We start from the raw sequence: 14,396 nt of genomic DNA, 5'->3' as shown, positions 1-14,396 counted from the left end.
GATCGACGCGGTCCGACCTGGTCACGAGGTCTCGAGTTCGTTGTCGAGGTAGCCGAAGAGTTCGTCGTCGGTGGCGGTGGAGACGTCGGACTCGATGTCCGCGTCGTCGTCCGCGTCACCGGCCCGCGCGTCGCTCCACTTGGCGAGCAGGGCCCGCAGCCGCAGGTCGACCTTCGTGGCGGTGCCGTCGTCGGCGAGGGCGAGCAGCGCGCTCTCCAGGCGGTCGAGCTGGTCGAGCACACCGGTCTCCGGCTCGGGCTCGGTGCGCGGGAGCAGGGTGAGGACGTGCCGGGTGATCGCGGCGGCCGACCGGTGGTCGAACACGAGCGTCGAGGGCAGTCGCAGGCCGGTTGCCGTGGTGAGCCGGTTGCGCAGCTCGACCGAGGTCAGCGAGTCGAAGCCGAGGTCCTGCAGTCCGCGGCCGGGATCGATGTGGGTGGCCGCGGAGTGGCCGAGCACCGCCGCGACCTGCGCGCAGACGAGGTCGAGCACGGTCTGCTCGCGCTCCGCCGCGGACTGGCCCGCGATGACGTCGGCGAACGCCGTGGTCGCGGCGGCGGGAGCCGTCGTGGCGCGGCGCGCGGGAGTGCGGACCAGGCCCCGCAGCATCGGGGGCAGGGTGCCGTCGGCCGCCCGGCCGCGCAGGGCCGCGGTGTCGAGGAGGACCGGCACCAGTTCGGCGCGGTCGTCCCGCGTCCCGGCGTCGAGCAGCGCGAGCGCGTCCTCGGTGGGCAGTTCGAGGATGCCGGAGCGGCCGAGCCGGGCCCGGTCGCCCCCGTCGAGCCCCGCCGTCATGCCGCTGGCGGCGGCCCACATGCCCCACGCGAGGGAGACGCCGGGCAGGCCGAGCGCGTGGCGGCGGCGCACGAGGGCGTCGAGCGCCGCGTTCGCGGCCGCGTAGCTCGCCTGGCCCGCGCTGCCGAGGATCCCGGCGGCCGAGGAGAAGACGACGAACGCGGACAGGTCGGCGTCCCTGGTCAGTTCGTCCAGGTGCAGCAGCCCGTCGACCTTCGGGCCGAACACGCGGTGGATCCGCTCGGGCGTCAGGGACTCCAGTACGCCGTCGTCGACGACGCCCGCCGCGTGCACGACCGCGCCGAGCGGCCGGTCGAGGGAGGCGAGGAGCGCCGCCAGGGACGCGCGGTCGGCCACGTCGCACGCCGCCACGGTCACCTCGGCGCCGAGCGCGGCGAGGTCGTCCCGCAGCTCGGGCGCGCCGTCGGTCGCGAGCCCCTTGCGTCCCGCGAGGACGAGCCTGCGGACGCCCCGGTCGGTGACCAGGTGCCGGGCCACGAGGGCGCCGAGCGTGCCGAGGCCGCCGGTGACCAGGACCGGGCGGTCCGGGTCGAGCGGAGCGGGCACGGTCAGCACGGCCTTCGCCGCGGCCGGGTCCTGGCCGAGCAGGCGGAACGCCTCGGGTGCGCGGCGCACGTCCCAGGTGCGGACGGGCAGGGGGCTCAGGGCTCCCGCCTCGAAGAGGGCGAGGACCTCGGTCAGGATCTCCTGGAAGCGGTCGGGGTCCGGCCGGGCGCCGTCGTAGGCGAACTCCAGCGGATCCAGGGGGGCTTCGGCTGCCGCCGTCGGCGGGGTGAGCACGACGTCGGCGGCGTGGCCGCCGGTGCCGGTGGTGTGCACCCGCGCGCCCCAGTGCCGGGCGAGCTGCACGGCCGCCGTGCCGATGTCACCGGCCGCCGCGGGCACGAGGACGGGCTGTCCCCGGCGCAGCCCCGCCAGGTCGTGCAGGGCATGGTAGGCGGTCACGAAGGTCTGCGGCAGGGCGGCGGCGCGTGCGAAGGTCAAGGCCGCGGGCATCGGGGCGAGAAGCCTGCGGTCGGTGACCGCGAGCGGCCCGAAGGCGTGGGTGGCGGCGCCGAGCACGCGGTCGCCGACCGCCAGGTCGGTGACGTCCGTGCCGACCTCGGTCACCACGCCCGCGACCTCGCTGCCGAGTGCCGCGTCGGCCTCGGTACCGAGGGCGGTGCGTACGTCACCGGGGTTCAGGCCCGCCGCGCGGACGGCGACGCGGACCTCGCCGGGCGCGAGGGGCGCGGCGGCGTCGGGGTGCGGCACCAGGGCGAGGTCGTCGGGGGAGCCGCCGGTCGTGGCGCCGAGCCGCCAGGGGCCGTCGGCGGGCGGGGTGAGCAGGCCGTCGGTGGTGGCACGGGTGAGCCTGGGTGCGTCGACGCGTCCCGCCCGTACGACCGTCTGGGGCTCGTCGGAGGCCAGCGCGGCGGGCAGGGCGAGCGCGGAGTCGTCGGTGTCGTCGAGGTCGACCAGGGCGAAGCGGCCGGGGTTCTCGGTCTGCGCCGAGCGCACCAGGCCCCACACGGCGGCCTGCGCGGGGTCGGGCGAGGTGGTGGCGACGGCGCCGCGGGTCACGAACACCAGGCGGGTGTGGGCGGTCCGCTCGTCGGCGAGCCACTCCTGGGCGAGGGCCAGCGCCCACGCCACCGTTTCCCGCACCGTAAGCGCGTCCGCGGCGGACGGCCGGGGGCAGGGCGCGAGCAGGTCGGTCACGCCGTCGAGGGCGCCGAAGTCGGCCACGGTCGGCGCGTAGGCGCCGAGGTCGTCGGTGCCGAGGACGGCCAGCCCGGCCGGGCTGGCGCCGGAGGCCTCGACGGGCACCCACTCCAGGGCGAGCAGGGCGTCCGAGGCCGGGGACGCGGCCTTGCGGAGGTCCGCGGGGCGCATCACCAGCGACTCGACGGTCGCCACCGGCCGGCCCGCCGGGTCCGCGACGGCCAGCGCCATCGTGTCCTGCCCGGTGGGCGTCCAGCGCACCCGCAGCGTCGAGGCGCCGACGGCGTGCAGGCGTACGCCCGTGAAGCCGAAGGGCAGGCGGGGGCCGCTGCCGGTCTCGTCCAGGGCGCGCAGGACGGGTGCGTGCAGCGCGGCGTCGAGCAGGGCGGGGTGCACGCTGAAGCCCTCGCCGCCCGCCGGGTCCTCCAGGGCCACCTCGACGTACACGTCGCCGCCGAGGCGCCAGGCGGCGCGCAGGGCGCGGAACACGGGCCCGTAGTCGTAGCCGAGTGCGGTGAGGCGGTCGTAGACGTCGTCGACGTCCATGGGCGTCGCGCCCTCCGGGGGCCAGGCCGCGAGGTCGGTGGCCGGGGCGTCGCCCGTGGTGAGCCTGCCGGAGGCGTGCTCGGTCCACGGCGCGTCCCGGTCGGCGTCCTCGGCGCGGGCGTGCACCCGGATGCTCCGGCCGTCGTCGGTCTGCGCGCCGACGGCGACCCGCAGGGCGACGCCGCCGCGTTGGGGCAGGACGAGGGGGACGTGCAGGGTCAGTTCCTCGACGGTGTCGAGGCCGCAGTGACCCGCGGCGTGCAGGGCGAGGTCGAGGAAGCCCGTGCCGGGGAACAGGACGCGGTCACCGACGCCGTGGTCGGCGAGCCACGGCTGGGTCCGCGTGGACAGCCTGCCGGTGAACACCACGCCGTCGGAGTCGGGCAGGGCGACCGCGGCACGGAGCAGCGGGTGGTCGCCCGTGGCGACGCCGAGGGCCGCCGTCGCTCCGTCGCCCGCGGGCGCCACGGCCGCGGTGAGCCAGTACCGCTCGTGCTGGAACGCGTAGGTGGGCAGGTCGACGCGGGCGCCGCGGCCGCCGAGGGCGGCGGCCAGGTCGAAGCGGGCGCCGCGGGCGTGGAGGTGCGCGGCGGCGCGGGTGAGGGCGTCCGCTTCGGGCCTGTCGGAGCGCAGCGTCGGGACGAACACGGTGTCGGGGGCGCTGTCCTGGCCCATCGTGGCGAGGGCGCCGCCGGGCCCGCACTCCAGCATCGTCGTCACGCCCTGCGCGACGAGCGCCGTGATGCCGTCGGCGAACCGTACGGGCCGGCGCACGTGCCGCACCCAGTGGTCCGGGGACGCCAGTTCCTCGGCGTCGACGGGCGTGCCGGTGAGCGTGGACACGATCGGCACCTGGGGCGCCGCGAACGACACGCCCTCCAGGACCCGGCGGAACGCGTCGAGCATCGGCTCCATCAGCGGCGAGTGGAAGGCGTGGCTGACCCGCAGGCCCGTCACCTTGCGTCCCTGGGCCTTGAGGCGGTCGGCGAGGGCGAGCACTTCGAGGTCGCTGCCGGACAGGACGAGGGAGTTGGGGCCGTTGATGGCGGCGATGCCGACGTGCTCGGAGCACTCCGGGGCGATCTCGTCCTCGGTGGCCTGTACGGCGACCATGACGCCACCGGTGGGCAGCGCCTGCATGAGCGCGCCGCGCGCGGCGACGATCGCGCAGGCGTCGGCCAGCGAGAACACGCCCGCGACGTGCGCGGCGGCCAGTTCGCCGATGGAGTGCCCGGCCAGCGCGTCGGGCCGCAGGCCCCAGGACGTCCACAGCCGGTACAGGGCGACCTCGACGGCGAACAGCGCGGGCTGGGCGTACTCGGTGCGGTCGAGGACGGCCTGGTCGTCGCCGAACACCACGTCGCGCAGCGGCAGGTCGAGCAGCGGGTCGAGGTGGGCGAACACCTCGTCGAGGGCGTCGGCGAACACGGGGTGCGCCTCGTACAGGCCGCGGCCCATGCCGACGCGCTGGGACCCCTGGCCGGAGAAGAGCACGGCGAACGTGCCGCCGTCGGGGGCGCCGCGTACCACCGCCGGGTGGTCGGCGCCTTCGGCAAGCGCGTCCAGACCGGCCTGGAGCGCGGGCGCGTCGGTGCCGAGGACGACCGCGCGCCGGTCGAGCGCGGCCCGTCCGGCCGCGAGCGTCGCGGCGACGTCCACCGGCGACAGGCCGGGCCGCTCGTCCACGGCGGCCGCGAGGCGGACGGCCTGCTCGCGCAGCGCGGCGGTGTCGCGGGCGGACAGCGGCCAGGCAAGGAGTCGGCCGTCGGGCTCGGCCGCCGGGGCCGGGGCTGCGGGTTCGGCCTGTTCGAGGATGACGTGGCCGTTGGTGCCGCTGACGCCGAACGCGGAGACGGCGGCCCGCCTCGGCCTGCCGGACTCCGGCCACGGCCGCTGCTCCGCGAGGAGTTCCACGGCGCCGGTCGTCCAGTCGACGTGCTGGGAGGGGCGGTCGAGGTGCAGGGTGCGCGGCAGCACGCCGTGCCGGAGCGCCTGCACCATCTTGATGACGCCCGCGATGCCGGAGGCGGCCTGCGTGTGGCCGATGTTCGACTTCAGGGCGCCGAGCAGCAGCGGGCGCTGCGCGGGGCGGTCCTGGCCGTAGGTGGCGAGGAGCGCCTGGGCCTCGATGGGGTCGCCGAGGCGGGTGCCCGTGCCGTGGCCTTCGACGGCGTCCACGTCGGCGGTCGTCAGGCCCGCGTTGGCGAGCGCCGCGCGGATGACGCGCTGCTGGGCGGGGCCGTTGGGTGCGGAGAGGCCGTTCGACGCGCCGTCCTGGTTGGTGGCGGAGCCCCGGACGACGGCGAGGACCTCGTGGCCGTTGGCGCGGGCGTCGGAGAGCCGCTCCAGCAGGATCAGGCCCGCGCCCTCGCCCCAGCCGACGCCGTCGGCCGCGTCGGCGAACGGCTTGCACCGGCCGTCGGGGGCGAGGCCGCCCTGGAGGCTGAACTCGGCGAAGGCCGTCGGGGTCACCATGACGGCGGCGCCGCCCGCCAGGGCCATCGAGCACTCCCCGGACCGCAGTGACTGCACCGCGAGGTGCAGGGCGACCAGCGCCGACGAGCACGCGGTGTCCACGGTGACGGCGGGCCCGCGCAGGCCGAGGGCGTAGGCGACGCGGCCCGACACGACGCTCAGCGCGTCGCCGGTCAGCCGGTAGCCGTCCATCTCGGGGGCCGCCTGCTCCAGGGTGCCCGCGTAGCTCTGCGGTGAGGCGCCGACGAACACGCCGGTGAGGCTGTCGCGCACCGAGGACGGGTCGATGCCCGCCCGTTCGAAGGCCTCCCAGGCCAGTTCGAGCACCTGCCGCTGCTGGGGGTCCATGGCCAGGGCCTCGCGCGGGGCGATGCCGAAGAAGCCTGCGTCGAAGCCGCCCGCGTCGTAGACGAAGGCGCCCTCCAGGGTGCGGCTGCGGCCGTGGGCCTCCGCGTCGGCCGGGTACAGCCGGTCGGTGTCCCAGCCCCGGTCGTCCGGGAAGGGCCCGACGGCGTCGCGCCCGGCGAGGACGAGGTCCCACAGGTCCTCGGGTCCGCCGACGCCGCCGGGGAAGCGGCAGCTCATCGCCACCACCGCGATCGGCTCGTCCGCGTCGCGGGCGGCGGTCAGGACCGTCGCGGCGGTGTGCCGCTCGCCGAGCACCACGGTGTGCAGGTGCTGGGCGAGGGCCGTGGGCGTGGGGTGGTCGAACACGACGGTCGTGGGCAGCCGTACGCCGGTGGCCGTGGTGAGGCGCTTGCGGAGCTCGATGGCGGTGAGGGAGTCGAAGCCCAGCTCGCGGAACGCCCGGTCGGGGGTGACGGTGTCGGCGCCGTCGTGGCCGAGGACGGCGGCCGCGTGGCCGCGCACCAGGTCGAGCAGGAGCCGGTCGCTCTCGGCTTCGGTGAGCCCGGCGAGCCGGTCGGCGAGGGCCCCTCCGGCGGCGGGCTGTTCCGCCGCGTCCTGCGCGGCCAGCGCGACGACGTCGGGTATCTCGCCGATGAGCGGGCGCGAGCGGGCCGCGGTGAAGCCGGGGGCGAAGCGGGCCCAGTCGACGTCCGCGACCGTGAGGGTCGTCTCGCCCGCCGCGAGGGCGGTGGCGAGCGCGCCGACGGCGAGCTCCGGCCGCATGGGGCGCATGCCCCTGCGGCGCAGCTGGTCGTCCAGGTCGCCGGTCACCATGCCGCCGCCCGCCCACATGCCCCAGGAGACCGAGGTGGCGGGCAGGCCGTCGGCGCGGCGGCGCTGCGCGAGTCCGTCGAGGAAGGCGTTGGCCGCTCCGTACGCGCCCAGTTCGCCGCTGCCCCACACGGCGGAGCCGGAGGAGAACAGGACGAACGCGTCGAGGTCGCGCCCGGCGCACAGCTCGTCGAGGTGGGTCGCGCCCGCGGCCTTCGCCGCGAGGGCGTACGCGAGGTCGGAGGTCTCGGTGTCGGCCAGCGGCAGGGACGGGACGGTGCCCGCCGCGTGGAAGACCGAGCGGACGGGTGTGCCGTCGGCGTCGAGCCGGGCGAACAGCTCGGCCAGGGCGGTGCGGTCGGCGGCGTCGCAGGCGGCGACGGTGGTCCGGACCCCGAGCGCGGTCAGCTCGGCCGCCAGCTCGGGTGCGCCGGGTGCGTCGGCGCCGCGGCGGCTGGTCAGCACGAGGTGCTCGGCGCCGTTGCCCGCGAGCCAGCGGGCGACGTGGCCGCCGATGGCGCCGGTGCCGCCGGTGATGAGTACGGTGCCCGCGGCCCGCCAGGCGGGTGCCGCCGCCGGCGCGGGGGCCGGTGTGAGGCGTCGTACGGACACGCCGGAGGCGCGGATCGCCAGCTGGTCCTCGTCCGCCCGACCGGCCAGGGCGGCGGCGAGCCGCGTCGTGGTCCGGGCGTCGGGGGTCACGGGCAGGTCGACGAGTCCGCCCCAGCGGTCGGGGTGTTCGAGGCCGACGGTGAGGCCGAGGCCCCACACCTGGCTCTGCGCCGGGTGGGTCAGCGGGTCGGACCGGCCGACGGACACCGCGCCCGTCGTGGCCAGCCACAGCGGCGCGCCGATCCCGGCGTCGCCGAGCGCCCGTACGAGCGCCAGCGTGCCGGAGAGGCCGCTCGGGACGACGGGCGCCGCCGGGTCGGGCCGTTCGTCGAGGGCCAGCAGCGACAGGACGCCGCTGGGTACGGCGTCCACGGCGCGCAGCGACTCGGGCGAGCCGTCGACCTCCAGGACATCGGCGCCGTGGGCGCGCAGCGCCTCGACGGCCGCCGTGTGCCAGGGGTGTTCCGCCTCGGCCCGCGAGCCGACCACGAGCCAGGTGCCGGTGAGGGCGGGCGCGGGGGCGGCGGCGAGGGGGCGCCAGGTGATCCGGTGGCGCCACGCGTCGGCGGCGGACCGCTCCTGGCTGCGCCGCCGCCAGTCGGCCAGGCTGGGCAGGACGTCGGTCAGGGGGGCGTCGGCGGGCACGTCGAGGGTCGCGGCGAGGTCGCCGCGCTCCACCGCGGACCAGAACTCGGCGACGGCGGGGTCGTCGCCCGCCGTCGTACGAGCGGTCTCCTCCAGCCAGAACCGCCTGCGCTGGAAGGGGTAGGTCGGCAGGTCCACGTGCTGCCCGGCGGGCACCGCGGCCCGCCAGTCGAAGGGCAGGCCCTCCACGTACGCTTCGGCCGCCGACAGCAGGAACCGGTCGAGGTCACCGTCGGTGCGGCGCAGCGTGCCCACCACGACCGCCTCGGTATCGGCCGCTTCCAGGGTCTCGCGCACGCCGAAGGTGAGCACGGGGTGTGGGCTGCACTCCACGAACACACTCACGCCCCGGTCGAGCAGACCGCGGGTGCCCTCCTCGAAGCGCACGGTGTTGCGCAGGTTCTGGTACCAGTACTCGGCCCCGACCTCGGTCCCGGTCAGCCACTCCCCCGTGACCGTGGACAGCATCGGCACCCCCGCGGGCACGGGCTCCAACCCGGCCAGCGCCCCTGCCAGTTCCTCCTGGATGCGCTCGACGTGCGGCGAGTGCGAGGCGTAGTCGACCGGGACCCGGCGGGCCCGTACGTCGTCGGCGGCGCACGCCTCCATCAGCTCGTCGAGGGCGTCCGCGTCGCCCGCCACGACCACCGAGCCGGGGCCGTTGACCGCGGCGACGGAGATCCGGCCGTCCCAGCGCGCGATCCGCTCACGCGCGGCCTCGACCGGCACCGCGAGCGACACCATGCCGCCCTGCCCGGAGAGCGCCAGGATCGCCTTGCTGCGCAGCGCCACGACCTTGGCCGCGTCCGTGAGGGACAGCGCGCCCGCCACGTGCGCGGCGGCGATCTCCCCCTGGCTGTGCCCGACGACCGCGTCCGGCTCCACGCCGTACGAACGCCACAGCGCGGCCAGCGACACCATCACGGCCCACAGCGCGGGCTGCACGACGTCCACGCGCTCCAGTGCGGCCGCGTCGTTCAGGACGTCGTACAACGACCAGTCCACATACGGCGCCAACGCCTGAGCACACGCGTCGAGCGAAGCACGGAACACCGGCGAGGACTCCGCCAGTTCCGCCCCCATGCCCAGCCACTGCGACCCCTGACCGGGAAACACGAACGCCACCTTGCCCACCGGCCGCGCGACACCGACCGCCACCCGAGCGGACTCCACCCCCTGAGCCACCGCCGCCAGCGCGTCGGCGCCGCCCCCGACGACGACGGCCCGGTGCTCGAACACCGACCGGGAGAGCAGGGTGTCCGCCACGTCGACGGGCGCGTACTCCTCGGCGGCGACGGCGAGTTGGGCGGCGTGCGCGCGCAGGGCGTCCTCGGTGCGCGCGGAGAGCACGAAGGGCACCGGTGTGGACGCCGACGGCGGGTCGGCCGGAGTCTCCGGGGCGGCCGGGACGTCGTCGGGCGCCTGCTCGAGGACGGCGTGGGCGTTGGTGCCGCTGATGCCGAACGAGGACACGGCGGCCCGCCGGGGCCGCGCGACCTCCGGCCACGGCGTGGTCTCGGTGACCAGCGACACCGCGCCCGACGACCAGTCGACGTGCGGTGTGGGCTCGGTGATGTGCAGGCTCCTGGGCAGTACGCCGTGGCGCAGCGCGAGGACCATCTTGATCAGGCCCGCGACGCCGGAGGCCGCCTGGGTGTGGCCGATGTTGGACTTCACCGAGCCGAGCAGGAGCGGGCGGTCCGCCGGGTGCTCCTGGCCGTACGTGGCGAGCAGCGCGTCCGCCTCGATGGGGTCGCCGAGGCGGGTGCCGGTGCCGTGCGCCTCCACGGCGTCGACCTCGGCGGCGGACACGCCCGCGGCGGCGAGCGCCTGCCGGATCACCCGGCGCTGCGCGGGGCCGCTGGGGGCGGTGAGGCCGTTGGACGCGCCGTCCTGGTTGATGGCGGTGCCCTTGATCAGGGCGAGGACGGGGTGGCCGTTGCGCCGTGCGTCGGAGAGCCGCTCCAGGAGCACCATCGTGGCGCCCTCGGCGAGGCCGAAGCCGTCCGCGCTCGCCGAGAACGCCTTGCACCGGCCGTCCGGGGCCAGCGCGCGCTGCCTGCTGAACTCCACGAACATGCCCTGCGACGGCATGACCGTGACGCCGCCCGCGAGAGCGAGGGGGCACTCGCCGCGCCGCAGCGACTGCACGGCGACGTGCAGGGCGGTCAGCGACGACGAGCACGCCGTGTCCACGGTGACGGCCGGTCCCGCGAACCCGAAGGTGTAGGAGAGCCTGCCGGACGCGACGCTCGCGGTGTTGCCGGTGAGGAGGTAGCCCTCCAGGTCGGCGGGCGCCTCGTGCAGGCGGGGGCCGTAGTCCATCGTCATGGCGCCCACGAACACGCCCGTCCGGCTGCCCCGGACCTGGGCCGCGTCGATGCCCGCCCGCTCCAGGGCCTCCCAGGAGATCTCCAGGAGCAGCCGCTGCTGGGGGTCCATCGCCAGGGCCTCGCGCGGCGAGATGCCGAAGAACTCCGGGTCGAACTGGGGGGCCTCGTGCAGGAATCCGGCCTCGCGCTGGTAGTAGCCGCCCGCCCGTTCGGCGTCCTCGTCGTAGCGTCCGTCGAGGTCCCAGCCACGGTCCGCGGGGAAGGCGGTGAGGCCGTCGCCGCCCTCCGACAGCAGCGTCCACAGGTCCTCGGGGCTGCGTACGCCGCCGGGGAGGCGGCAGCTCATCGCCACGACGGCGATCGGCTCGTCGTCCTCGACCGCCGCGAGGGCCAGCGGCTCGTCGTCCTCGGTGGGGGCGCCGAGGACGACCTGGCGGATGTGCTCGGCGAGGCCGCGGCACGTGGGGTGGTCGAAGACCGCGGAGACGGGCAGGTGCAGGCCGGTGGCCGCGTTGAGCAGGTTGCGCAGGGTCACCGCGCCGGCCGAGTCGAGGCCGAGTTCCAGCAGCGGCGCGTCCACGTCGGCGGCGGTGCCGAGGGGCCCGACGACGGCGGCCAACTGGGTGCGGACCAGGTCGAGCAGGAGTTCCGGGCGGTCGGGGGCGTCCGCGAGCCGGTCGGCGAGCGAGGGCGCGGGGGCGGCCTCGGGCACCGTGTGCAGGGGGTAGGCGGGCAGGGGCACGGCGCGGGCGTCCCGGCCCGCGAACACCGCCTCCCAGTCGGGGTGTACGCCGTGCGCGTGCAGCGCGGCGAGCGCGGCGGCCAGGTGGTCGGCGCTGCCCTTGCCCCGGCGCAGCGTGCCGACGACGGCGGCCTCGACGGCGGCGTCCTCGATGGTCTCCTGCACGGCCCGGGTCAGGACGGGGTGGGGGCTCGACTCCAGGAGCAGCCGGTGTCCGGCGGCGAGCGCGGCGCGGGTGGCGCTCTGGAAGTCGGCGGTGCCGCGCAGGTTGCGGCACCAGTGGTCCGCGGTGAGCGTGAGCGGGTCGACCCGGGCGCCCGTGGTGGCCGTGTAGATCGGCACGTCCGTCGGGCGGGGGGTGAGGGGGGCCAGGTCGGTGCCCACCAGGTCGAGGACCGCGTCGACCTGGCGGCCGTGGGCCGCGAGGCGGATGTCGATGCTCCTGGCCCTGATGCCGTCGGCGGCGAGTTCGGCGAGGAGGGCGGTGGCCGCGTCCTCGGCGCCGGAGACCAGGACCGAGCCGGGGGCGTGCACGGCGGCCAGGTCGAGGCCCTCGTAGCAGGTGAGGCGCTCGCGCACCTCGTCGGCGGAGGCGAGGACCGAGACCATCACGCCGCGTTCGAGGAGGTGCACCTGGGCCTGGCTGAACAGGGCCACGGCCCGTGCGCCGTCCTCCAGGGACAGCGCGCCCGCGACCGTCGCGGCCGGGATCTCGCCGACGCTGGAGCCGATGACGGCGCCGGGCCGCACGCCCCAGGACCGCCACAGCGCGGACAGGGACACCATCATCGCCCAGAGCGCGGGCTGCCCCACGTCCGGCCGGTCGAGGGAGGGTGTGTCCGTGGTGCCGCGCAGGACGTCGAGGACGGGCCAGTCCACGTACGGCGTGAGGGCGTCCGCGCAGGCGTGCAGCTGCTCGGCGAACACCGGGTGGGTGGCGAGGAGTTCGTCGGCCATGCCCAGCCACTGCGGGCCGTGCCCGGGGAAGACGAAGGCGATGCTGTCGGTGGGGTCGGCGGCCGGGAGTGCCGACGCCGTTAACGCGGGGCCCGGCACGGCTAAGCGGCCCTCGCTGAGGGCGAGCAGCTCGTCGGTGAGCCGTGCGCGGTCGCCGCCGGTGAGCGCGGCGCGGCGGGCGAGCGCGGGCCGGGTCGTGGCGAGGGAGTAGGCGAGGTCGACGACGGGCAGGTCGGGCTCGGCGGTGAGCAGCGCGTGCAGATCGGCGGCCCGTGCGCGCAGGGCGGCCGGGCTGTGCGCCGACAGGGCGAGCGGGACGGCGGGTCCGTCGGGGGCGGTGCGCCCTGCCCCGGGGCGGCCCGCGCGCAGGGCGGCCTCGACGAGGGCGGGGACCGAGTCGGGCCACGCCTGGTCGGCGTCGAGCCGGTAGGCGAAGGCCGCGGTCCGGGCGTCGTCCCTGCGGCGGAGCACGACGAAGGCGCCGTCGGCCCCGACCAGGGCCGTGTCGCACGCGCCGGACAGGAGGGCGGCGACCGCTCGGGCGAGGGGGGCGTGGCCGGTGCGGCGGGGGTTCGCCGGGGCGGGGAGGCCGAGGATCCGCGCCAACTCGCTGGCGCCGTCCTTGCCCGCGTCCTCCGCGCCCGTCTCCTCCACAGCCGCGCCCGTCTCCTCCACGGCCGCGCCGGTCGCGCCCGCTTCGGTCACGGCCGCGTCGTCGGCCGCGAGGAAGACATCGATGTCGGTACGGTCGCGGGTGCCGAGGCCCGCGTCCTCACAGGCCGTCCACGCCGATTCCGCTTCGGCCGCCCGGTCCGCGGGCAACGGCACACCGGTCAGCTCGGCCAGTACCCCGGGATCCTGCTGCGTCCGCCCCGGTGCCGCGGGTGCGGCACCGATGACGGCGACAGTGCTGGTGTCCACTCGTACCGATTCGCACATGGCGGTCTCGCCCCCGTGAGTCATCCATTAGTACTGAACTGATGGTTGCTCGGCCCGGATTGGATCGAGCCTTTCTCAGCCAATCCTCCGCGACAACGAGTGCAAGTCAAAACCAGCGCTTCGAAAAATGTCAACCGCCGAACATTTTCGGCCTGGGGCGTGAACGCCGCCGTTTACACCCTCCTTACAAGGCGTTTACGAGCGGCGCCCGGGCGGGAATGGCCGTAGCCTCGCGGACTTGCGGAATTCACGGTGCGGACTTCCGTAATCCGCGCGCGGCCGCAGCGGTCGCAGAGGAGATGGGCGACCCCCTCCCGTGCCCCATGGCGCAGCAAGGCTTGCCCTTTCGGGCAGAAAGCGACTGGTGTTCCGGATGGCTGGAAAGCCCACGTCAGCGGCGTGTTTCGGAGCCCGTCGACCGCGCAGCACCCCATTCAGGCCAGCAAGGTCACATTATCGCGCCAACCCCTAAATCATTACTGGCCCGGGGCGTGGACGATGGGCGGGACCGCGGCGCTTGCGCGGCGGTGATGTTCCCGGGTACTCGTTGCCCTGTCGGCCGGGACGGAGCGCGGCCACGCGGGGAGCGCCTCGGGCCGCGACGCTCACGCCTCCGAGAACCCGCACGTCCAAGGGCCATCGCGGGGCTGCCGAGCGCGGGGCGCACGGCGGGCTCGGGGCAGGCCGGTGGCCCGCGCCGCCCTCCGGGAGAGCACTTCGCGCCACCGCGGGACGGTCGGCCGGGGCGGCCGGGCGGCCCCATGCGTCACAGCGGCAGGAAAAAGAGAGGGAAGTTGGCCCGATTAGCGCGCACCAAGCAAAAGAGCGGCAAGCAAACCACCATTAGCCCCGACCAAAGACAGGCCGGGGAATGGCGGTGATATGGGAGCCGCATTTCATAGAGGCGCGCTCAATCCGCCCCGCCCTTCAAGGGCAACCGGGACGGCACATAGGGGAAGGCCAACACTTATACGGTCGACTGCCGGGCTCGGGCGTCTTTTTCGCATGCCCCTGTGTGAGCACCGGCCTTAAGAGAGATGTTCCGGCAAGGCGATCCACCGGGAAGTCCAATGGGATCCGCAGCCGGATCGTGCGAGGTCAGAGGATTACGTTATCCGAACTCTCGTGCTGGAACCAACCATATCCCCGCGGGCGCTGCCCGCACCAGCCTCTCTTTTTGTGGCTGTGGCGAGCGAAAACAACACTCCCCCGCCACCCTTCGGGGGTGGCACCGGAAGTCGTTTACGCGCTGACAAATATGCGGCAGCGAATCATCAGCACCCACTCCACCTGGTGTTACTCTGCGTAATTTTGCGACCGCGATAGATGACTCTGGCATATGCGCACCGCCCTGCTCGGCTCCCGAGGGCCGCGCCACCGCACGACACCCCTGCCCGTTCGGCCACCATCGGGCTCCGTTTCCCGCCCGTTTCGGGCCTCCACACCCA

General features: G+C 75.6%; 1 protein-coding gene. It reads right to left on the bottom strand.

Annotated features, from left to right (window positions below; all coding sequences use genetic code 11):
• Positions 1–21: 21 nt before the first annotated feature.
• Positions 22–12,930 (bottom strand): type I polyketide synthase, encoded by a 12,909-nt coding sequence (locus AC5WAM_RS38160; RefSeq protein ID WP_495520416.1) that lies wholly within the window; start codon positions 12,928–12,930, stop codon positions 22–24.
• Between the last annotated feature and the right edge of the window lie 1,466 nt (positions 12,931–14,396).

The sequence above is a fragment of the Streptomyces sp. JLYT201 genome (assembly GCF_059448825.1).
This window is presented reverse-complemented; position numbering and strand designations above follow the sequence as displayed.